This is a genomic window from Streptomyces sp. NPDC006551, from assembly GCF_040611675.1.
Classification (GTDB): Bacteria; Actinomycetota; Actinomycetes; order Streptomycetales; family Streptomycetaceae; genus Streptomyces.
In genome coordinates, this window is sequence record NZ_JBEXOT010000033.1 from 1 (window position 1) to 21,927 (window position 21,927).

A 21,927-nucleotide genomic window follows, 5' to 3' on the forward strand; every position below is an offset into this window, starting at 1 on the left:
CAGGGCTTCACCTCGACACCCCGCCCGCTGGACGGCGTACCGCCGTTCGTCTGGCACGGCTCGATCCGCTCCCCCGAGATCGCCGAGCAGGCCGCGTACTACGGCGACGGATTCTTCGCCAACCACATCTTCTGGCCCAAGGAGCACACGGCCAAGATGGTCGGGCTCTACCGTCGGCGCTTCGCGCACTACGGCCACGGCACGCCGGAGCAGGCGATCGTCGGTCTCGGTGGGCATGTGTTCCTGCGCAAGAACTCCCAGGACGCGGTACGGGAGTTCCGTCCGTACTTCGACAACGCCCCCGTCTACGGCCACGGTCCCTCCCTGGAGGAGTTCAGCCGGGAGACGCCGCTGACCGTCGGATCGCCCCAGGAGGTCATCGAACGGACCCTGTCGTTCCGGGAGTACGTGGGCGACTACCAGCGGCAGTTGTTCCTGGTGGACAGCGGCGGTCTGCCTCTGAAGACGGTCCTGGAACAGCTCGACCTGCTCGGCGAGGAAGTGATCCCGGTGCTGCGCAAGGAGATGGAGAGCCTGCGGCCGGCGGGCGTTCCCGAGGGTCCGACCCATGCTGCCCGGGTGGCCCTGCGTGACGCGGGAGCGGGCGCGAAAGCGGAAGCGAAAGCGGAAGTGGGCGCCGAAAGGGGGGTGGTGGCCGACGCGCCGGGCGACGACTGAGCGAGGCGGACAGGCGCGGCCCCTGGCCTGGGGCATTAACCAGGGGCCGGCCCGTGCCGCCTCGTCCTGCGATGGTCGGCCCGTCCCGCACCCGCGTCAAAGCGGGGCCGCGGAGTCTGTCAGATCCATTCCGCGCCGGGCGGCGAACGGATGTCCCGGGTGACACGTTCGTGGCCGGACCGCACCCCTGGTGGTCCGGCCACCATTCCGGGGCCCAGAGCGGTGCCGGGTACACCTCGTCCGCGGGGCACCCGAGGAGCGACGGTGGAGGGGCAGCTGGAGGGAGCTGCGAAACCGTCGGGCAGGAGTGTCGTGAGTACTTCCGTCGCAACCAAGCGCAGGACCGTTCTCGAATCACTGGGGATCCAGCACCGCACCGAGCAGGGGCCGTACGCGGCGCCGTACCGGAACGTGGTGACCGACGATGTCTACGACGAGCTCTGTGCCGCGCTCTTCTCGGGGTTTCCCCGGCGCGATCAGCGTCTGAAGGCAGAGCAGTACCTTCGGGGACTGCTGACCGCACAGGGCCGAAAGTCGATCCGTAACATCGCCGCGCAGATCGGTGGCGCCGCCGCCGAGCAGAGTCTGCACCATTTCATTTCCAGCTCCACCTGGGACTGGCGGCCTATGCGGTCCGCGCTCGCCGGCGTCCTGGAGCGGAACAGCTGCCCGCAGGCGTGGGTGGTCCGGTCGATGCCGATACCGAAGGCCGGCGAGCACTCGGTGGGCGTGGACCGCAGGTTCGACCCGGAGCGGGGGCAGGTCGTCCAGGGGCAGCAGGCGTTCGGGGTGTGGTTCGCCGCCGAGGAGCTGAGCGTGCCGGTCAACTGGCGCCTCTTCCTGCCCGATCCCTGGGTCAAGGACCGGACGCGACGCGACCGCGCGGACGTTCCGGAGGGGGCGGGCGAGGAGACGCTCGAGGAGTGCGCGGTCGCGGCGGCGCTCGACACCGCGCGCTGGCGGGGCGTCATCCGCAAGCCGCTGCTGATCGACCTCCGCGGTGGGGCGGTACGGCCGGCGCTGAACCGCCTGGGCGCGGCCCGGATGCCCGTGATCGCCCGGATCGGCGCGTCCTGCCGACTGTCGGTCGTGGACCGGGCCATGCCCGGCTTCGGCGCCGGACCGCTGCCGGCGCAGCAGATCCTGGAATCGCTCAAGGGCCTGCGCCGACCGGTGGGCTGGCTGGACACCGCGGCCCCCACCAGGACGTCGCGCACCTCGCTCGCGACGGGGGTACGGGTCGCGCTGCCGGCGCCCCCCGGTGAGCGGATGCGGCCCTTGCTGCTGCTCGGCGAGTGGGACGACCCCCAGCAGCCGGTGAGCCGGCTGTGGCTCACCGACCTGACCGGGTCGACGGTCGGCACGCTGCTGCGTCTGACCAAGCTGACGCGGCGGGTGGAGCGCGACTTCACCCAGGTCGGCGAGGGCGCGGGCCTGCGGGACTTCGTGGGCCGTTCGTTCCGCGGCTGGCACCGTCACATCACCCTGGCGTCGGCCGCCCACGCGGCGACCGTCCTGGCGACGGACTGGGACGCGGTGTACCGGTCGGGCCGCTCGGCGGGCTGAGCGGGGCGGACCGGCCAGGGTCTGTGCCGGACGGACGGGCCAGGGGGCGGGGGCGGTGCCCCGACCCCTCGGCTCAGGCCAGTGCCCCGCCCCCGCGGCTCAGGCCAGTGATCCGCCCCTGCGGCTCAGGCCAGTGATCCGTCCCCTCGGCTCAGGCCAGGGCCCCGGCGATCAGCAGCCCGAACGCGGCGGTGATCAGTACCGTACGGATCAGATGGAAGCCGTTCCACCGCTTCTCGAAGGCCGCCCGGACCGCCGTTGGGGCCTCGCCCGTGCTCTCCGAGGCGGCCAGGGCCGTGTTCAGCGGGATGTTGCCGCCGATGGTGACCAGATGGTTGAGGACGGCGCAGACCAGTCCGGCGAGGACCAGCCACCTCTGAGTGTCCGTACGCCCGTCGACGGGCACGAAGAACGCGGCGGCGGGGAAGGCCACGACCGCCAGGAAGACGATCAGGAACACCGCCCGGGGAACGTACTCGTTGATCCGGCGCATGGCGGTGACGAACTCCGCGTCGTCGAGCCGGGCGAGCGCGGGCATGATCCCGGTGCGGAAGATCAGCATGAAGCCGGCGTAGAGGCCGGTGGAAGCGACGGCGAGAGCGAGCAGCAGGGTGGCCATGGGCCCCATCATGGCGGGGCCCACGGCCGACGCGCAGCGCCTGTGGACAACCGCTGTACGGATCCCAGGATTCCGGTCCCTGTCGTGATTCCGACGCCGGCCCCGACCGCGAGCCCGACGCCGATTCCGACTCGCCCTTGTCGCCCTTGAGCCGGTCCGCTGCCGGATCGCCTCGGTCGGCAAAAGCCCGGCGGTCAGGATCCCGGCGGCGATCTGCGGCGACGACGACCGGGCTGGGCGGCTGTGGCATGGAGTCGCCATCCTTTTCAACAGGGGTTGTCACGGTGTGCATTTGCATGCGTACATGGAGTGGCACACCGATCGGGCGGGGGTGGTCAGCGGTGTCAGAGACTGCGGGCTCCGTGATGCTCGCCCGGGCGGCGATGAGCCGCGCCGCGCCCGAGGCGCAGCGGCCGGCGGGGCGGTCGGTGCGCGGAATGCGCCGGATCAGCGCCGCGCTGGCCGGCCTCGCGGCGTCGACGCGGCACGAGTTGCTGACCTTCGACGACCCGGCCGCCTCCGCGGGCCGGGCGATCCCCGAGCCGTTCCTGGAGCTGGCGGGAGCGTGCATGCGGGCCGCGACGGAGCGGGCCTGCGAGGTCAGACGGATCGTGCCCCGTCACGCCCTCCCCCAGGTGGCGGGCACGGTCGACGTCCCGGGCCGGGCCCGGCTGACGGACGCGATCCCCTTCAAGATGATCCTCGTCGACCGCACGGTCGCGGCCGTCCCCCTCGATCTGGAGCTGCTCTACAACGGCCTGCTCCTGATCCGGGACCCCGTCGTCGTCCAGGCCCTGGTGCGCGCCCACCACACCAGCTGGGACACGGGCGAGGAACTGTCCGCCGCCGGCGCGCCACCGCGCGAACTGCCGCCGCAGCTCCGCCCGGTCCTCGACGCCCTCCTCTCCGGCCTCACGGACGAGGCGGCCGCGACCCGCCTCGGCATGTCGCCCCGCACGTACAGCCGCCGGGTCGGCGAGCTGATGCACGCCCTGGGCACGACGAGCCGCTTCCGCGCGGGCGCGGAAGCGGCTCGAAGGGGGTGGTTGTGACAGGCCGGCGAGACTTCGCGGATACGGCCTAGGAGACGATGTCCTTGCGGGAGAAGCCCCGGAAGGCGAGGGCGAAGAGGATCAGGGCGTAGGTCACCGAGACCGCGGCACCCTTTGCCATGCCGACCCATTCCAGCTGGGGCTGGAGGGCGTCCGCCCAGGCGAATTGCCAGTGGGCCGGGAGGAATTCGCGCCAGGAGCCGAGCGCCGTCACCGCGTCCAGGACGTTGCCGATGATCGTCAGGCCGACCGCGCCCCCGACCGCGCCCAGCGGGGCGTCGGTGCGGGTGGAGAGCCAGAATGCGAGGCCCGCCGTGACCAGTTGGGAGACGAAGACGAAGGCGACGGCGAGGGCGAGCCGGGGCAGGGTCTCCTCGGCCGGCAGGGAGCCGCCGGTGGGGAGCCGCAGCGGGCCCCAGCCGTAGGCGATCGCGCCCGCCGCGAGGGCGACCAGGGGCAGCAGGACCATCGCGGCCGCGCTGAAGCCCAGGGCCACGGCGAGCTTGGACCACAGCAGCCTGGCCCGGGGCACCGGAGCGGCCAGGAGATAGCGCAGCGAGGACCAGCTGGCCTCGGAGGCCACCGTGTCCCCGCAGAACAGCGCCACGGGAATGACGAGGAGGAAGCCCGCCGAGACGAAGAGGCACGTCGCCGCGAAGTTCGCGGCGGACGCCGTCGCCGTGTCCATCAGGGTGATCCGGCCGTTGCCGTTGCCGTCCGGGCCGCCGCCGATCGCGAAGGCGGCGATCAGGACGAACGGCAGGGCCGCGAGCACCACACCCATGACCAGGGTGCGGCGCCGCTTGAGCTGCCGTACGGCCTCGACGCGCAGCGGCAGAGTGTGCCGCGCCCGGTAGCCGGGAGCGGTCTCCACCAGTTCCGCGGTGGTGCTCATGCGGATCCTCCTCCAATCAGGGTCAGGAACGCGTCCTCAAGGCGCCGATGCGGTCCCACACCGGTCACGGGCACGTCCAGGCGGACGAGTTCGCCGATCAGGGCGGTGGCGGTCGCGCCGTCCAGCCGGACCAGCAGCCCGTCGTCCGCCCGTACCACCGAGGCGATCCCGGGCAGCGCGGCGACCTTGTCGACCAGCGGGTCCGATACGGGCTCGCCCAGGGTGACCAGGAGGGCGGAACCCTCTCCGGTGATCTCGGCGACCGGCCCCGCCTGCACCAACTGCCCGCGGTCCATGACCACGAGATGGGTGCAGGACTGCTCCACCTCCGAGAGGAGGTGGCTGGAGACGATGACGGTCCGGCCCCCGGCCGCGTACCGGATCATCACGTCGCGCATCTCGCGGATCTGCGGCGGGTCGAGTCCGTTGGTCGGCTCGTCCAGGATCAGCAGGTCCGGCAGCCCGAGCATGGCCTGGGCGATGGCGAGCCGCTGCCGCATGCCCTGGGAGTACGTCCGTACGGCACGGGCGAGCGCGTCGCCGAGGCCCGCGATCCGCAGGGCGTCCTCGATGTGCGCGTCCTCGGCAGGGCGGCCGGTGGCCTTCCAGTACAGCTCCAGGTTGTCCCGGCCGGACAGGTGCGGCAGGAAGCCCGCGCCCTCCACGAAGGCGCCGACCCGGGAGAGGACCGGGGCGCCGGGGCGGATCGCCTGCCCAAAGACCCGGATCTCGCCGTCGTCGGGGGTGATCAGGCCCATCAGCATGCGCAGGGTGGTGGTCTTCCCGGCGCCATTGGGCCCGAGGAGCCCGAGGACCTGGCCCTGTTCGACCCGGAAGGACAGATCCCGTACGGCATACCGGTCGGAGGACTTGGCGTACTTCTTCGTCAGCCCGGTGATCTGCAGCGGTACGGCGGCGAGTTCGGGGTCCGGGGCCGGCGCCGCGGCCCGGCGGCGGGAGGTGAGCAGAAGGCCCGCGGCGGTCGCTAGACCGATCAGCGGCAGGCCCCACACCCACCAGGGCGTCCCGGTCGCCTGGGTGGCCACGGCGGGCGCGGTCGGCACGGTCAGTGCGCTCTCGACGGCGACCGTGTAGGCGGCGGGCGTGGCCGGGGAGGCGTAGCCGAGGTCGGTGGCGGAGAGCACGAGCCGCAGCCGGTGTCCGGCCTCGACCTCGTGGTCGATCGCGGGCAGGGTCAGCTCCACGCTCCTGCCCTGGCGGGCGCCCTCGATCCGGACGGGGGCGACGAGCTGGGCGGGGAGCACCTGCTGTCGCCCGTCGGGCCCGACGTCGTACACCTTCGCGAACAGGACGGCGGAGCCGTCGTCGCTGTCCGAGGTGACCTTGACGCGGACGGTCGGCGCGCCGGTGATCCGCAGCGGTGCGGACCGGGGCTCGGAATCGAACCGGGCGTACTGGCCGGGGAAGTCGAGGGAGAGTCCGACGCCGAGGGAGGAGAGCTGGGAGAGCCCGCCGCCGATGCCGGGAACGGCGGAGATGGCGGGCGGGTTGGCACCGGCCGGGTTGTGGAAGGTTCGCGGGCGGGCGGCGTCGAGCGGGACGGAGGTGGTACCGGCCGACAGCCCCGGGTAGGCGCCGGCGGTCGCTCCGCGCAGCAGTGCCTGACCGTCGGTGGAGTCGACCCCTCCGGCGCGGCTGACGCGGAAGGCCGGACCCGTGTCGGCTCCCTTGTCGTCCTTCAGATAGCGGTCGAACCAGCTGCCGATCCGTGCCTCGACGCGGTCGGTCTCGCGGTTGCCGCCGTCGTGGCCGCCCGCGATCCAGTCGACGGCGACGGGAGCGCCGTTGCCGGCGATCGTCTTCGCCATGGCGTCGGCGTGCGAGAGCGGGAAGAGCGAGTCGGACTGACCCTGCACGATCAGGGCGGGCACCTTGATGCGGTCGCCGACGGCGGAGGGGCTGCGGGCTTCGAGGAGGGTACGGGCGGCGGCGTCGGGTTTCCCGGCGACGGCGACGCGTTCGTAGAGGGAGCAGAGCTCGGGGGTGAACCGCCCGCAGGCCGAGGGCTGCGCGGAGGCGGCGTCGGCGGAGGACGCGGTGCCACGGGTCGCGGCCCCGGACGAAGCGGTGCCGGAGGAAGCGGCACCCATGGCCCCGGCCTCGGACGACCCGGCCCTGGAGGACCCAGCGCCGGCGGTCGCTGCGTCGGCGGACCCGGCCCCGGAGGACCCTGCCTCGGACGACCCGGCCCCGGAGGACCCAGCGCCGGCAGACCCGGCGCCGGCGGTCGCACCGCCCGACGTCGCACCGTCCGGCGCGCTCCCGCCCGGCACCGTCGCGCCCGGCGTCTCGCCTTCCGTGCCCGTCCCCGGCAGGCCCGACGGGCCGGCCGCTCCCGACGTGAAGAAGATCCCGGCCCAGAGCTTCTTGAAGACGCCCTGAGGGAACAGCGCGTCGGCGAGGTTCCAGTACGTGATCTGCGGAGCGATCGCGTCGACCCGCTCGTCGTACCCGGCGGCGAGCAGCGAGATCGCGCCGCCGTAGGAGGCGCCGGTGACGCCGACGCGCGGGTCGCCGTCCTCGTCGAGCCGTACCTCGGGCCGTCGCGCGAGCCAGTCGACGAGCTTCTGGACGTCCTTGACCTCGTGGTCGGGGTCGTTGAGCCCGATCTGCCCGGTGGAGGCGCCGAATCCGCGCGCCGACCAGGTGAGGACGGCGTAACCGTCACGGGCGAGCTTCTCGGCCTGGGCGCGGACGTCGGCCTTGGAGCCGCCGAAGCCGTGCCCGAGCAGGACGGCCGGTCTGCGACCGGACGGGGAGCCGGCGGTGAAGTACGAGGTGTCGAGGCGTGCCCCGGGCACGTCGATCACCTGGTCCGCGCGGTCCACGGGAGGTGGTTCGTCGGAGGCGACGGCGGTCCAGGTGCCGGCGCCCGCGAGCACGGCGAGGGCCGCGGTGATCGCGGCCCACCGGGGAAGTCGGAGCTTCATGCGTCTGAGCCTAGGCGGGCATCCTGTGCGGCACGGCTGCCCCCAGGGGGAATTCGGCGGCCTCCCGGAGTCGTACGCAGTACCGTCGCCGTACACCAGGCGCGGTATGCGCGCCCGGGCGACCGGGGGGCTGATCATGGAGATCCGGCAGGCGACCACGGTGGCCGAGCTGCTCGCGGCGGAGCACCTCTACGACGGTCCGCCGCGGCCCGAGTGGGCCGAGCGGTTCCTCGCCGCCCCCGGGCATCTGATGCTGATCGCGTACACGGAGGACGGGTTCCCGGCGGGCCTCGTCTCCGGGATCGAGATGCTCCACCCGGACAAGGGCGTGGAGATGTGCCTGTACGAGCTGTCGGTGGACGAGGGGCACCGGCGGCGGGGCGTCGGGCGGGCGCTGACCGAGGCGCTGGTGGCGGTGGCGCGGCGGCGCGGCTGTTACGACCTGTGGGTGGGGGTCGACACCGACAACGACGCGGCGTTGGCGACCTACCGGTCGGCGGGCGGGGCGGACGACGGGTTCTTCACCATGCGGACCTGGCACTTCGACGAAAACAGCACCTGACGCACCCTTGTGCGAGGCATGACAGCACGAGACCCTGTGGGACATCCACGCGTCACGCACACCCGTACACACGTACCGGGTGTGTCGCGCGTGCCCTCATCCCCCTGCGAAAGGTCCAGGTGCCCCACCACATGACCTCCATATCCCGCCGCGTCGGAGCGCTCGTCCCCGTCCTCGCGCTCGCCGCCGGCCTCCAGTTCGTCGCCTCACCCACCGCGCAGGGCGCCCCCACCGCTCCGCTCGGCGACCTCCGGCTCGCCCCGGCCTCCGTCGCCGTCGAGAACAGCTGGATCGTCGTCCTCAAGGACGGCTCGACCAAGGCCGCCGATCTCGGCGTCACGCCGCAGCACGTGTACCGCACCGCCCTCAAGGGCTTCTCGAGCACGATGTCGCAGGCGAAGGCCGCGTCCCTGGCCGCCGACCCGCGGGTGGCGTACGTCGAGCAGAACGCGACCGTCCGGATGACCGACACGCAGAACGGCGCCACCTGGGGCCTGGACCGGGTCGACCAGCGGAACCTGCCGCTGTCGACGACGTACACCTACAACACCAGCGCGTCGAACGTCACCGCGTACATCATCGACACCGGAATCCGCACCTCGCACAGCGAGTTCGGCGGCCGGGCGCGGGTCGGTACGGACACGGTCGGCGACGGCCAGAACGGCCAGGACTGCCAGGGGCACGGCACCCATGTGGCGGGCACGGTCGGCGGCGCGAAGTACGGCGTGGCCAAGGCCGCGAAGCTGGTGGCGGTACGCGTCCTGAACTGCACCGGGTCCGGTACGACAGCCGGGGTCATCGCGGGCGTGGACTGGGTGACGGCCAACGCGGTCAAGCCGGCGGTCGCCAACATGAGCCTGGGCGGCGGCACGAACGCCTCGCTCGACGACGCGGTGAAGCGCTCCATCGCCTCCGGCGTCAGCTACGCGGTGGCGGCCGGCAACGGCAACATCCTCGGCTGGCCCGCGAACGCGTGCAACTACTCCCCCGCCCGCGTCCCCGAGGCGATCACGGTCGGCGCGACGGACTCCGCCGACAAGCGCGCGTCCTTCTCCAACTACGGCACGTGCCTGGACCTGTTCGCGCCGGGTGTCTCCATCACGTCGGCGTGGAAGGACAACGACGCGGCGACGAACACGATCTCGGGCACCTCGATGGCCACCCCGCACACGGCGGGCGTCGCGGCGCTCTACCTCGCGAACAACCCGACGGCGACCCCCGCCCAGGTCCGTGACGCTCTGGTGAACAACGCCACGAGCGGCAAGGTGCAGGACCCGAGGACGGGCTCCCCCAACAAGCTGCTGCACTCGATCTTCTAGTCGCCGAGCCGCCCGAGGAGCTCCGCACCCAAGGGGAACGGACGCGCCTCGGGCAGTTCCGCGCGGGCGGCGTCGAGCTCACCGGCGCGCACGAGGGCATGGACCCGGTGGGCGAGCGGAGTGACATCGCGAATGGCGACGATCCACTCGTCCGCGTAGGCGCGTGCGGCCTCGCCCGTCAGGCCGAGCTGCAGCGAGCGGTACGGGAGCGCCTCAAGGCGCAGATCTCGCTCCGGGTCCCACTGGATCCGGGCCGGGGACTGCCGCAACTCCCGCTTCCAGGCCGCCTGATCGGCGTGGAGGCCCGGGGCGTAGTGCGAAAGGCACGCGTGGCTCAGGGCCCATATGAAGCCCTCACGGGTGATGTCGACGGCGAGGACCGTCTGCTGGCCCTCCTTCAGGCCCCAGCCGGAGCGGTACATCATCCACAGGAACGACGGCTTGATCCAGGTCATCCGGTCCCGCTTCCACACGGCCGGGAATCGCCCGTCCCGCGCGGCGGGCAGACCGATGGACGGGTCGTACGCCTGATAGACGGTCACCGTCGAGTCGGTGTAGCGGGCGCGGATCTGATACTTCGGTGGAACGGACATGGCCCCAAGGGTGCGTCAGCGCGCGCCCCGGGGGCCAGTCGTTTTGCCGGACGGGCCGGGGTCGGGTCAGTGGTTGCGCGGGAAACCGAGGTCCACGCCGGCCGGGGTCTCGGACGGGTCCGGCCAGCGGGTGGTGACGACCTTGCCGCGAGTGTAGAAGTGCACGCCGTCGTTGCCGTAGACGTGGTGGTCACCGAAGAGCGAGTCCTTCCACCCGCCGAAGGAGTGGTAGCCCACGGGCACCGGAATCGGCACGTTCACACCGACCATGCCGGCCTGGATCTCCAGCTGGAAGCGGCGGGCCGCGCCGCCGTCGCGGGTGAAGATCGCGGTGCCGTTGCCGAACCGGGAGGCGTTGATGAGGGCGACGCCCTCCTCGTACGTGTCGGTACGCAGCACGCACAGCACCGGGCCGAAGATCTCGTCCTGGTACGCCTTGGCCGTGGTGGGCACCTTGTCCAGGAGCGAGAGGCCGATCCAGTGGCCGTCCTCGTACCCCTCGACGGTGTAGCCGGTGCCGTCCAGGACGACCTCGCAGCCCTCGTCCGCCGCGCCCTTCACGTAGGAGGCGACCTTGTCGCGGTGGACGGCCGTGATGAGCGGGCCCATCTCGGAGGCCGGGTCGTTTCCGGGGCCGATCTTGATCTTCTCGGCGCGCTCGCGGATCTTGTCCACCAGCTCGTCGGCGATGGCGCCGACCGCGACGACGGCGGAGATCGCCATGCAGCGTTCGCCGGCGGAGCCGTACGCCGCCGAGACCGCCGCGTCCGCGGCCGCGTCCAGGTCCGCGTCGGGCAGTACCAGCATGTGGTTCTTCGCGCCGCCGAGCGCCTGCACGCGCTTGCCGGCCGCCGAGGCCGTCGTGTGGATGTACTTCGCGATCGGCGTCGAGCCGACGAAGGAGACCGCGGAGACGTCCGGGTGCTCCAGGAGACGGTCGACGGCGACCTTGTCACCGTGGACGACGTTGAAGACACCGTCCGGCAGACCCGCCTCGGCGAGCAGCTCGGCGATCTTCAGTGACGGGGAGGGGTCCTTCTCGCTCGGCTTGAGGATGAAGGTGTTGCCGCACGCGATGGCGATCGGGAACATCCACATCGGCACCATGGCCGGGAAGTTGAACGGCGTGATGCCGGCGACGACACCGACCGGCTGCCGGATCGCGGCGACGTCCACGCGGTTCGACACCTGGGTGGACAGCTCGCCCTTGAGCTGAGTGGTGATGCCGCAGGCCAGGTCGACGATCTCCAGACCGCGGGCGACCTCGCCCAGCGCGTCGGAGTGGACCTTGCCGTGCTCGGCGACGATCAGCTCGGCGATCGCGTCGCGGTTGGCGTCGAGCAGCGCCCGGAACTTGAACAGGATCGTGGTGCGCTGCGCCAGCGACGCCGTGCCCCAGGTCTCGAACGCGGCCTTCGCGGCGGCGACGGCGGCGTCGACCTCCTCGACCGAGGCCAGGGCCACCCGCGTGGTCACGGCACCGGTGGCCGGGTCGGTGACCGGGCCCCAGTTGCCCGACGTGCCCTCGACGGCCTTGCCACCGATCCAGTGGTTGACGGTCTTCGTCATGACGGAATGCTCCTTCTGGCTGTTACAGGTGGCGGCGTCGGGCGGTGACGTGCCGGTCGTACTCCTCCCGGGCCTTGACCGCCGACGAGCGGGTCGCGGTCTCGGCCACGGGCACATCCCACCACGCCTGGGCGGGGGGCGCGCCCGACACTGTGTCTGCCGTTTCGGTCTCGGTGTAGACACATGTGGGAACGGTCGACGCCCGGGCTTCGTCGAGGGCTTCTCGCAGGTCACGCACGGTGCGGGCGCGCAGCACCCGCATGCCGAGGGAGGCGGCGTTGGCGGCCAGGTCGACGGGGAGCGGCGGCCCGGTGAAGGTGCCGTCCGGGGCGCGGTGGCGGTAGGCGGTGCCGTATCCCTCGCCGCCGACGGCCTCCGAGAGCCCGCCGATGGAGGCGTACCCGTGGTTCTGCAGGATGACCACCTTGATGGGCAGTCCTTCCTGCACCGCCGTGACGATTTCGGTGGGATTCATCAGATACGTCCCGTCACCGACGAGGGCCCAGACGGGCCGGCCGGGCGCGGCGAGCGCGACGCCGATCGCGGCCGGGATCTCGTAGCCCATGCAGGAGTAGCCGTATTCGACGTGGTACTGGTCCGAGGAACGGGCCCGCCACAGCTTGTGGAGGTCGCCCGGGAGCGAACCGGCGGCGTTGATCAGGATGTCGTCCCCGGTGACCAGAGTGTCGAGCACGCCGAGGACCTGCGTCTGGGTGGGGCGGGCGTCCTCGTCCGGGACGGCGTAGGCGGCGTCGGTCCGCCGCTGCCAGTCGTCCTTGGAGAACGTCCAGGAGAGGTTGTCCGTGCGGTGTCCGTCGAGTGCCTCGGTCAGCGCGGTGAGGCCCTCACGGGCGTCGGCGACGAGCGGCTGGGCGCCGAGTTTGTGGGCGTCGAAGCCGGCGATGTTGAGGTTCACGAACCGGACGCCGTCGGGGAAGAGGGTGGCGGACGCGGTGGTGAAGTCGGTGTAGCGGGTGCCGACCCCGATGACCAGGTCGCTGGTCGCCGCGAGCGAGTCGGCGGTGGCGGTGCCCGTGTGCCCGATGCCGCCGACGTCGCAGGGGTGGTCGTACGGCAGTGCTCCCTTGCCGGCCTGGGTGGAGGCGACGGGGATACGGGCGCGTTCGGCGAAGGTGCGCAGCGCGTCCTCGGCGCCGCTGTGCTTCACCCCGCCGCCCGCGACGATCAGCGGCCTGGCGGCCGCCCTGACGGCCCGTACCGCCGCGTCGAGTTCGGCCTGGTCCGGGCGCGGGCGGCGCACCGTCCAGACGCGCTCGGCGAAGAACTCCTCCGGCCAGTCGTACGCCTCCGCCTGGACGTCCTGCGGCAGCGCGAGCGTCACGGCGCCGGTCTCGACGGGGTCGGCGAGGACCCGCGCGGCGGCGAGCGCGGCCGGGACGAGCGCCTCGGGGCGGGTGATCCGGTCGAAGTACTTCGAGACCGGCCGCAGGCAGTCGTTGACGGAGACGTCGCCGGCGTACGGGACTTCGAGCTGCTGGAGCACGGGGTCGGCGGGGCGGGTGGCGAAGGTGTCGCCGGGCAGCAGCAGCACCGGCAGATGGTTGACGGTGGCGAGGGCGGCGCCCGTGACCAGGTTCGTGGCGCCGGGGCCGATGGAGGTCGTGACCGCGTGGGCGGAGAGCCGGTTCGACTGGCGTGCGTAGCCGACGGCCGCGTGCACCATCGCCTGCTCGTTGCGCCCCTGGTGGTACGGCATGGAGTCGGCGTACTCGAGCAGTGCCTGGCCGACGCCGGCGACGTTGCCGTGCCCGAAGATGCCCCAGGTCGCGGAGATCAGCCGCCGCCGCACCCCGTCGCGTTCGGTGTACTGGGCGGCGAGGAAGCGCACCAGGGCCTGGGCGACGGTCAGAGTCCTCACGTGTATCCCTCCGTGTGGTCGGGGTGGAAGCAGATCTTCCACTCCCGTTCGGCTCCCGGCCCCGCCATGACGTTGAGGTAGTACATGTCATGGCCCGGCTGGGCGATGGACGGGCCGTGCCAGCCGTTCGGTACGAGGACGACGTCACCGCTCCCGACCTCGGCGAGGAGATCGGCGCCGCCGGGGCGGGAGGGGGAGATCCGCTGGTATCCGAGGCCGGCGCCGTCGATCTCGTAGTAGTAGATCTCCTCCAGCTCGGACTCGAAGCCGGGGCGGTGCTCGTCGTGCTTGTGGGGCGGGTAGGAGGACCAGTTGCCGCCGGGGGTGATCACCTCGACGGCGATCAGCCGGTCGCACGGGAAGACGCCGGCGGCGGCGAAGTTCCGCACGTGTCGCGCCTGGGCGCCGCTGCCGCGGGCCTCGACGGGAACCTCCGGCGCGGGGCCGTAGCGAGCGGGGAGTCGTCGCTCGCACTTCGCTCCTGCCAAAGCGAAGCGGCCTCCCGCACCGGAGGCGATCTGGGCTCGGGCGTCGCGGGGCACGTACGCGAAGTCGGAGACCCCGCCGAACACGCTCTCGCGGCCCTGCAGTTGGAGGGTCTCGCCGTCCACGTGCACCGTACAGCCGCCGGTGAGCGGAAGCACGATCCATTCACTGTCCCCAGTGTCCAGGAGATGGCTCTCGCCGGGGCCCAGTTCGAGAACTCGGAGGGAGCAGTGGTCCCAGCCGGCCCGTTCGGGGTCGACGTGGAGGGCGTAGGACCCGCGCGAGGCGGTTCCAGCGGGCAGATGCAAGGAGTTCATGGTCGGGTGCCTACCCCTTCCTCCAGCAGACTCGCCGCCTTGTCGACGGCTTGGGCCACATCGCCGTCCGGCGGATAGAGGAGCGAGCGGCCGACGACGAGGCCGCGGACGGTCGGCAGGCGCAGCGCGGTGCGCCATTTCTCGTACGTGACCTCCTGCGCGGCCGGGTCGGCGCCGGGGTCTCCGCCGAGGAGGACCGCGGGGAGGGTGGTGGCTCCCATGACACGGGCCATCTCGTCGGGGTGGCCGGTGACGGGGACCTTGAGCCAGGTGTAGGCGGAGGTGCCGCCGAGTCCGGAGGCGATGGCGAGGGAGGTGGTGACGGCCTCGGCGGAGAGGTCGGTGTGGAGGCGGCCGGCGGCGTCGCGGCGGCAGAGGAAGGGTTCGACGAAGACGGGCAGGCGCAGAGCGGCCATCTCGTCGACGGCGCGGGCGGCGGAGTGGAGGGTGGTGAGGGAGCCGGGGTCGTCGGGGTCGATGCGCAGCAGGAGCTTGCCGGCGTCGAAGCCGAGGCGGGCGAGGTCCTGGGGGCGGTGTCCGGTGAAGCGGTCGTCGAGTTCGAAGGCGGCGCCGGCGAGGCCGCCGCGGTTCATGGAGCCGACGGCGAGCCGGTCCTCCAGGGCGCCGAGGAGCAGCAGGTCGTCGAGGATGTCGGCGGAGGCGAGGACCCCGTCGACTCCGGGCCGGGACAGCGCGAGACAGAGCCGCCCGAGCAGGTCGGCGCGGTCGGCCATGGCGTACGGCCGGCCCGCGACGCCGAGCGCCCCGCGGGCGGGGTGGTCGGCGGCGACGATCAGCAGCCGACCGCGCTCTGGAAGCAGCGGCCGGGTCCGGCGCCGGGCGGCGGCTTCCTCGACGGCCTCGGGATGCCGCGCGCGCAGGGTGACGAGCCGGTCGACGTCGACCGGTGGGGTGGGGCGGGCGGCGGTGGTCGGTGGGACCGGGCGGGCGGCGGTCGCCCCGGAGCGGCGCGCGGGTTGCGAGCCGGCGGGTTCACCGGGTGGCCGCGGTGCGGGACGAACGCGCCCCGCCGCCGCTGCCGGCCGCCGCGCCTCTGTCGGCCGCCCTGCCCCGCCCAGGCGCGGAGCGGCGGCCAGGTGGTACGGCCCGTCCGACGGAGCCGGGGTGGTGGCGGCGGATGGTCGGTCCGAGGGGCCCGGGGCCTCGGCGGCGCGGGGGCCGTCCGACTGATCGGGAGCGGGGGCGGGAGGCACGTCCGACCGGCCCGGGACGTCGGCTGCGCCGAGTCCGTCGCCGGTCATGGCGCGGGCTCCGGTGGCGCCGGGAGTCCCGGAGGCTGCGGGGGCTCCGGCGCCGGGTGGGAACGGTGGGCGGGGATGGAGCCGGTGCCCGTGGCGAGGGCGTGGGCGATCTCGTCCGCGTACGGCATCGCGGGCGAGCAGGCGAGGCGGCCGGCGACGATCGCGCCGGCCGCGTTGGCGTGGCGGATCACGCGTTCCAGGTCCCAGCCGGCCAGCAGGCCGTGCGCGAGCGCCCCGCCGAACGCGTCGCCCGCGCCGAGACCGTTGACGACCTCGACCGGCAGCGGCTCCGCCTCCGCGTACTCCCCGTCGGCGCCCATCGCGAGAACCCCCTTCGGTCCCTGCTTGACGACCGCGAGCCGCACCCCCGCGTCGAGCAGGGCACGGGCGGCGGCGTGCGGCTCGCGCTCCCCGGTCGCGACCTCGCACTCGTCGAGGTTGCCGACGGCGACCGTCGCCGCGCCCAGAGCGGCCCGGTAGAGCGCGGGGGCCTCGCCGGGTTCGGGCCAGAGCGCCGGGCGCCAGTCCAGGTCGAGGACGGTCAAGCCCTCGCGGCCTCGCTCCCGCAGCGCCGTGAGCGTCGCCGTCCGGCTGGGCTCGGCGCTCAGGCCCGTCCCCGTCACCCAGAACGCGCGCGCCGAGCGGATCGCCGCGAGGTCCAGCTCGTGCGGATGGATCTCCAGGTCGGGGGCCTTGGGCTGACGGTAGAAGTAGATGGGGAAGTCGTCGGGCGGGAAGATCTCGCAGAAGGTCACCGGCGTCGGGTAGGCCTCCACCGCCGTCACCCATCGGTCGTCGACGCCGAACGCCCGTAGCTCCTGGTGCAGGTAGGCGCCGAAGGGGTCGGCGCCCGTCCGGGTGATGAGAGCGGTGCGCCGGCCCAGCCGCGCCGCGGCGACCGCCACGTTCGACGGCGAACCGCCCAGGAACTTCCCGAAGCTCTCCACCCGGGCCAGCGGCACCCCGACCTGAAGGGGATACAGATCCACGCCGATGCGCCCCATCGTGATCAGGTCGTACGGCTCCGTCCGCATGTACGTCACCTCTCGCCTCGGCCCCGCACCCAGGTCTAGCCGCCCGCCGGGAACCCTGTCAACGCTATGTCCTTACATTCGGACGACCGTCTTGACGCTCCTCCTCGGCCCCGGCCAAGGTGGCTTGCATGACGAAGCCGGCGACGCCACTGTCCCGTATCCGTATCGGCTCCGCCCCGGACTCCTGGGGTGTCTGGTTCCCCGACGATCCCCGGCAGGTTCCCTGGCAGCGCTTCCTCGACGAGGTCGCCGGCGCCGGTTACGAGTGGATCGAGCTGGGCCCGTACGGCTATCTGCCCACCGACCCCGCGATCCTCGCCGAGGAGACGGGCCGCCGCGGCCTGCGGGTCTCCGCCGGGACGGTCTTCACCGGACTGCACCACGGCCCGGCCGTCTGGGAGAGGACCTGGGCGCACGTCGCCGACAACGCGGCCCTCGCCCAGGCCATGGGGGCGGAACATCTGGTGGTCATCCCCTCCTTCTGGCGGGACGACAAGACCGGCGAGGTCCTGGAGGACCGCACCCTCGACGCCGAGCAGTGGCGTCATCTGACGTCCCTGACCGAGCGCCTCGGGCAGGAGGTCCGGGAGCGTTACGGGCTGCGGATCGTCGTCCATCCGCATGCCGACACGCACATCGACAGCGAGGAGAACGTGGCCCGCTTCCTGGACGCCACCGACCCCGACCTGGTCTCGCTCTGCCTGGACACCGGCCATTACGCCTACTGCGGCGGCGACAGCGTCAAACTGATCGAGACCTACGGCGAGCGCATCGGCTATCTCCACCTCAAGCAGGTCGACCCGGAGATCCTGTCCGAGGTCGTGGCGGACGGGATTCCGTTCGGGCCTGCCGTGGCCCGCGGCGTGATGTGCGAACCGCCCTCCGGAGTGCCCGCCCTGGAACCGGTCCTCGCGGCGGCCCAGGCCCTGGACGTGGACCTCTTCGCGATCGTGGAGCAGGACATGTACCCGTGCGAGCCGGACCGGCCGTACCCGATCGCGGTCCGCACCCGCCGCTTTCTGCGCTCCTGCGGGGCCTGAGTCCTGTCGTCCGTGAAATGCCGGAGTGACACGCCGATGTGACGATGCGCCACTTGTGTCACATCCATCCCCCTGTCGTCACACATATCTCCATTACGCGAGGTTTCCGTCACAGCCGTTCGACAGCCGCTCCCCTCCGGTCAAGGGATGTCGTTCAACGGGCACAGGCTCAGTGATCGCCAGCGCCCGCCACGGCAGCTCCCCCGAACGGCACCCCCGCCGCCGCTGCCTGGCGTGCAGGGAGGTGCCACACATGACGGACAGAAGACTCTGGTCGTACAAGGACATCGCCGCCCACATCAGGGTGCAGCCGGACACGGTCCGCTCCTATCGGAAGCACGGACTGCTGCCGCCGCCCGACCGGGTGGAGTCGGGCAAGCCCTACTGGTACGCGGAGACCATCCACACCTGGGTCGCCAACCGCCCGAGCAACCGGAGCCGCCGCGACTGACCCCGCGCGCCCCGCCCTGGCGACCGAGAAGGCCCCGCACACCGGCCCGGTGCAAGGCCTTCGGCCCGCCCTGGGCCTTGGCCGGCGAGTCCGGGGCACGGAATCACGACCACGGGCGGATGACCGTGACTCCGGATCCTGGCGCCGAGCCCATCGCCGCGAGCGCGGCCGGGGCCTCGTCCAGCGGGATGAGGGAGGTGACGAGCCGGTCGGGGCGCAGCGTGCCCGCCCGGACCATCTCCATCATCGGGCCGTAGGCGTGCGCGGCCATGCCGTGGCTGCCGAGGATCTCCAGTTCGAGGCCGATGACCCGGGCCATGGGAACCACCGGGTCCCCCGCGGCCGACGGCAGCAGTCCGACCTGGACGTGCCGGCCCCTGCGGCGAAGGCTCTCCACCGAGGCGGCGCAGGTGGCCGGGGACCCGAGGGCGTCGATCGACAGATGGGCGCCGCCGCCGGTCAGTTCGCGTACCGCCGCGGCCGTCCCGCCGGGCACGGCCGCCAGGGCCGAGGCGTCGACGCACTCCGCCGCACCGAACGCCCTCGCCAGCTCCAGGGCCTTCGGCGACACGTCGACCGCGATCACCCGCGCCCCGCAGGCCGCCGCGATCATCACGGCCGAGAGTCCGACGCCGCCGCAGCCGTGCACGGCGACGAACTCACCGGCCGCGAGCCGCCCCTGGGCCACCACGGCCCGGAAGGCGGTGGCGAACCTGCATCCGAGCCCGGCCGCCGTCGCGAAGGACAGCTCCTCCGGGACGACCACCAGGTTCACGTCCGCGTGCTCCAGGGCCACGTACTGGGCGAAGGAGCCCCAGTGAGTGAAGCCCGGCTGGGTCTGCCGCTCGCACACCTGCTGGTCCCCGGCGGCACAGGCCGGGCAGCGCCCGCAGGCGCACACGAACGGCACCGTGACCCGGTCGCCGGGCTTCCAGCGGGTCACGTCCCCGCCCACCGCCTCGACCAGGCCGGCCAGTTCGTGGCCGGGGACGTGGGGCAGGACGATGTCGGGGTCGTGGCCCATCCAGCCGTGCCAGTCGCTGCGGCACAGTCCGGTCGCCTCCACGCGCACGACCACGCCGTGGCCTGAGGGCGAGGGGTCCGGCACCTCCCGGACCGTCGCGTCCTCTCCGTACCGTTCGAACACCACTGCCTTCACGAGCCCGCCCTTCGACCCTTCACGATCCGCGCCGGAACGCCGAGTTCCGAACCTAGCTCCCCACGGGCTCCTTGTCCCGGGTGGGTTCCGGCAGCACGGCCGGCGTCGGTATGCCGCTCTCGCTGATGCCGAACCGGTCGTGGAAGCGGCGCAGCGGTGCCGGGGCCCACCAGGTCAGGCGGCCGGTCAGCTTCATGACGGCCGGGACCAGCAGGCTGCGCACCACCATCGCGTCCATGAGCACGGCGAGGGCGACGCCGAGTCCCAGCATCTTGGTGTTGGTGACCCGGGAGGTGCCGATGGCCACCATCACGACGGCCAGGATCACGGCGGCCGCGGTGATCAGCCCGCCCGTGTGCCGGAGGCCGAACCGTACGGAGTGTTCGTGGTCGCCGGTGCTGTCGTACTCCTCCTTGACGCGGGAGAGGAGGAAGACGCCGTAGTCCATGGAGAGTCCGAAGGCGACGCAGAACATCAGCACCGGCAGGGTCGTCTCGATGTCGCCCGTGGGGGTGAAGCCGAGCAGCCCCGAGAGGTGCCCTTCCTGGAAGACCCAGACCACCGCCCCGAACATGGCCGTGAGGCTGAGGGCGTTGAGGACGACGGCCTGGACCGGGATCAGCACGCTGCCGGTGAGCAGGAAGACCAGGAGCAGGGTGACGACGACGATGATCGCCACCGCCCAGGGCAGCCGGTCGGCTATGGCGTCCTTGGAGTCGACGAGGACGGCCGCCGCCCCGGTCACGGAGGTGTCGAACGGTGCTTCTCGGGAGCGCAGCTCCGCGACGACACGCTGGGCGTTCTCGCCGACGGCCTCGCCCTCCGGCACGACGGTGAAGAGGCCGCGGGTGACCTCGCCGGTCCCGGAGGTCATCGGCCCCTCGACCCGTTCGACGCCGGCGATGTCCTCGATCCGCCGGCGGTAGTCGGCGTACTGGGCGGGTGTGGCCCGGCCCTCGGCGAGCACCGTGAGCCCGCCGCCTGGGTCGCCGGGGAAGCCGTCCCGCAGGTGGTCCTGGACCTGGCGGGACTCGGCGGCGGCCGGCAGCTGGCGGTCGTCGGCCGTACCGAATCTCACGCCCAGGAAGGGCAGCCCCAGGAGCACGAGTCCCGCGGTCGTGGCCGCGGCGAAGACGGGTGCCCGCCGCATCACCAGGGCGGCCGTCCGGGCCCATCCGGCCCCGGGCCCCCTCCGGGCGCCGGCCCTCGCCCCGGTCTCGGCCCGCGTGCCCGCTCCGCCCCCGGCCTCCGGCTCGACAAAGGCGCCAGCACCGGCACCGGCACCGGCACCAGCCGCCGTGGACCCGCGGCGCCCGAACACCCGCCTCAGGTCCAGGGCGTTGACCCGGTCACCGAGCAGCATCAGGGCCGCGGGCAGCAGGATCAGCGCGGCCGCCGCGGCCAGCAGCACCACCGCGATCCCGGCGTAGGCGAAGGAGCGCAGGAAGTACTGCGGGAAGACGAGCATGGCGGCGAGCGAGACGGCCACGGTCAGCGCGGAGAAGAGCACGGTCCGCCCGGCCGTGCGCAGGGTGGTGCCGACGGCGCTGCGCGGGTCGGCCCCGGCGGCCAGCTCCTCCCGGAATCTGCGGACCACGAACAGGGCGTAGTCGATGGCGAGTCCGAGACCGAGCGCGGTGGTGAGGTTCTGGGCGAAGACCGAGACGTCGGTGAGTTCGGTGATCCCGCGCAGTACGGCGTTGGTGCCGAGGATGGCCACGATGCCGATGCCCAGCGGCAGCAGGGCGGCGACCGCGCTGCCGAAGACCATGACCAGCAGGACGAGCGTCACCGGCAGGGCGATCAGCTCGGCGCGCAGCAGGTCCTCCTGGATGATCGTCTGCATCTCGTGCCGTACGGCGAGGGGTCCGCCGACGGACACCTCGACCGGACCCCGCGCGCCCCGGTACTCGGGTGCGATCCGCTGGAGGATCTCGCCGGCCGCCTTCTCCTCGCCGTCGATCCGGGCGGCTATCACCGCCTGTCGGCCGTCCTCGGAGCGCAGGGCGGGGGAACCCGTCCCCCAGTAGGAACCGATGCCGCTCACGCCCGGCTCGGCGTCGAGCCGTTCGGCGATCCGCCGGGCCTCGGCGGCGACGGCGGGGTCGTCGACCCCTGCCGGGCCGGCGTCGAGGAGGAGCAGCAGATTCGGCTGTGAGGCGGGGAACTCGCGCTCCAGGACCCGCAGGGCGTACGCGGATTCGGCGTCCGGGTCCTCCCAGCCGCCGCTGCCCATCCGGTCGGCGACGCCGCTTCCCGCGAAGACGGCGAGGGCGGTGATCACCAGGGCCACCAGGAGGGAGAGCCGTGGCCGGGCCGTGGCGAAGCGGGTCCACCCCCCACTTCGGGCGGGCGCTGCGTTCTTGACTTCGACCATGACGCGGTGTCCCCTTCACCGGGACCCGCGCGCTCGCTTCCTGGCAGGTCGCACGGGTCGCCCCTTGCCATAGACTGGCAAACACGAGCGGTCGCTCGCGTTTCTCAAGAATGCGAGC

General features: G+C 72.7%; 18 protein-coding genes. 7 read left to right on the forward strand and 11 right to left on the reverse strand.

Annotated features, from left to right (window positions below):
• Together ABZY12_RS24960 and ABZY12_RS24965 are read left to right on the forward strand one after the other, a co-directional pair.
• On the forward strand, positions 1-678 hold a 678-nt coding region (locus ABZY12_RS24960), incomplete at its 5' end, for an LLM class flavin-dependent oxidoreductase (protein ID WP_356893964.1).
• Between the two features lie 312 nt (positions 679-990).
• Positions 991-2,244: a transposase gene (locus tag ABZY12_RS24965; RefSeq protein ID WP_356893966.1), complete on the forward strand. Its 1,254-nt coding sequence runs from the start codon at positions 991-993 to the stop codon at positions 2,242-2,244.
• 151 nt (positions 2,245-2,395) lie between these two features.
• Here the strand turns inward: ABZY12_RS24965 and ABZY12_RS24970 are convergent, their stop codons facing one another.
• Complete coding sequence (locus tag ABZY12_RS24970) at positions 2,396-2,863, reverse strand: anthrone oxygenase family protein (RefSeq protein WP_356893968.1); 468 nt, start codon at positions 2,861-2,863, stop codon at positions 2,396-2,398.
• Between the two features lie 341 nt (positions 2,864-3,204).
• Between ABZY12_RS24970 and ABZY12_RS24975 the strand changes: the two genes are divergently transcribed.
• A complete protein-coding gene (locus ABZY12_RS24975; RefSeq protein ID WP_356893970.1) occupies positions 3,205-3,915 on the forward strand; it encodes a DNA-binding response regulator in 711 nt (236 codons plus the stop codon).
• 28 nt (positions 3,916-3,943) lie between these two features.
• Here the strand turns inward: ABZY12_RS24975 and ABZY12_RS24980 are convergent, their stop codons facing one another.
• Together ABZY12_RS24980 and ABZY12_RS24985 are read right to left on the reverse strand one after the other, a co-directional pair.
• Positions 3,944-4,810 carry an ABC transporter permease gene (locus ABZY12_RS24980; RefSeq protein ID WP_356893972.1) on the reverse strand — a complete coding sequence of 289 codons (867 nt, stop codon included), beginning with the start codon at positions 4,808-4,810 and terminating at the stop codon, positions 3,944-3,946.
• Complete coding sequence (locus ABZY12_RS24985; protein WP_356893974.1) at positions 4,807-7,761, reverse strand: alpha/beta fold hydrolase; 2,955 nt, start codon at positions 7,759-7,761, stop codon at positions 4,807-4,809. The genes ABZY12_RS24980 and ABZY12_RS24985 overlap by 4 nt, the downstream gene beginning before the upstream one ends.
• Before the next feature lie 136 nt (positions 7,762-7,897).
• On the opposite strand from ABZY12_RS24985, the gene ABZY12_RS24990 reads away from it, so the two are divergent.
• Complete coding sequence (locus ABZY12_RS24990; protein ID WP_356893976.1) at positions 7,898-8,323, forward strand: GNAT family N-acetyltransferase; 426 nt, start codon at positions 7,898-7,900, stop codon at positions 8,321-8,323.
• A gap of 131 nt (positions 8,324-8,454) precedes the next feature.
• Positions 8,455-9,642 (forward strand): S8 family peptidase, encoded by a 1,188-nt coding sequence (locus ABZY12_RS24995; RefSeq protein ID WP_356893978.1) that lies wholly within the window; start codon positions 8,455-8,457, stop codon positions 9,640-9,642.
• On the opposite strand, the gene ABZY12_RS25000 is transcribed toward ABZY12_RS24995, so the two are convergent.
• The 6 genes from ABZY12_RS25000 to iolC all read right to left on the reverse strand — a co-directional run bounded on the left by ABZY12_RS25000 (position 9,639) and on the right by iolC (position 16,782).
• Complete coding sequence (locus ABZY12_RS25000) at positions 9,639-10,235, reverse strand: DUF4291 domain-containing protein (RefSeq protein WP_356893980.1); 597 nt, start codon at positions 10,233-10,235, stop codon at positions 9,639-9,641. The two genes, ABZY12_RS24995 and ABZY12_RS25000, sit on opposite strands and share 4 nt — an antisense overlap.
• Before the next feature lie 66 nt (positions 10,236-10,301).
• A complete protein-coding gene (mmsA, locus tag ABZY12_RS25005) occupies positions 10,302-11,804 on the reverse strand; it encodes a CoA-acylating methylmalonate-semialdehyde dehydrogenase (protein WP_356893982.1) in 1,503 nt (500 codons plus the stop codon).
• Between the two features lie 22 nt (positions 11,805-11,826).
• Positions 11,827-13,689, reverse strand: a complete 1,863-nt coding sequence (iolD, locus tag ABZY12_RS25010; protein ID WP_356894085.1) for a 3D-(3,5/4)-trihydroxycyclohexane-1,2-dione acylhydrolase (decyclizing) — start codon at positions 13,687-13,689, stop codon at positions 11,827-11,829.
• On the reverse strand, positions 13,680-14,486 hold the full coding sequence (gene iolB / locus ABZY12_RS25015; RefSeq protein ID WP_356893984.1) for a 5-deoxy-glucuronate isomerase: 807 nt from the start codon (positions 14,484-14,486) through the stop codon (positions 13,680-13,682). Before iolB ends, iolD begins: the two co-directional genes overlap by 10 nt.
• Positions 14,483-15,367, reverse strand: a complete 885-nt coding sequence (locus ABZY12_RS25020; RefSeq protein WP_356894087.1) for a deoxyribose-phosphate aldolase — start codon at positions 15,365-15,367, stop codon at positions 14,483-14,485. The genes iolB and ABZY12_RS25020 overlap by 4 nt, the downstream gene beginning before the upstream one ends.
• Before the next feature lie 377 nt (positions 15,368-15,744).
• Positions 15,745-16,782, reverse strand: a complete 1,038-nt coding sequence (gene iolC, locus ABZY12_RS25025) for a 5-dehydro-2-deoxygluconokinase (protein ID WP_356893986.1) — start codon at positions 16,780-16,782, stop codon at positions 15,745-15,747.
• A 128-nt stretch (positions 16,783-16,910) separates the two neighbouring features.
• On the opposite strand from iolC, the gene ABZY12_RS25030 reads away from it, so the two are divergent.
• Together ABZY12_RS25030 and ABZY12_RS25035 are read left to right on the forward strand one after the other, a co-directional pair.
• Positions 16,911-17,822: a sugar phosphate isomerase/epimerase gene (locus tag ABZY12_RS25030; protein WP_356893988.1), complete on the forward strand. Its 912-nt coding sequence runs from the start codon at positions 16,911-16,913 to the stop codon at positions 17,820-17,822.
• A gap of 253 nt (positions 17,823-18,075) precedes the next feature.
• Positions 18,076-18,273: a MerR family transcriptional regulator gene (locus ABZY12_RS25035; RefSeq protein ID WP_356893990.1), complete on the forward strand. Its 198-nt coding sequence runs from the start codon at positions 18,076-18,078 to the stop codon at positions 18,271-18,273.
• A 103-nt stretch (positions 18,274-18,376) separates the two neighbouring features.
• On the opposite strand, the gene ABZY12_RS25040 is transcribed toward ABZY12_RS25035, so the two are convergent.
• Positions 18,377-19,432: a zinc-dependent alcohol dehydrogenase family protein gene (locus ABZY12_RS25040; RefSeq protein WP_356893992.1), complete on the reverse strand. Its 1,056-nt coding sequence runs from the start codon at positions 19,430-19,432 to the stop codon at positions 18,377-18,379.
• Positions 19,433-19,484: 52 nt separating this feature from the next.
• Positions 19,485-21,809, reverse strand: coding sequence for an MMPL family transporter (locus ABZY12_RS25045; RefSeq protein WP_356893994.1), 2,325 nt, complete (start codon positions 21,807-21,809; stop codon positions 19,485-19,487).
• Positions 21,810-21,927: the final 118 nt, after the last annotated feature.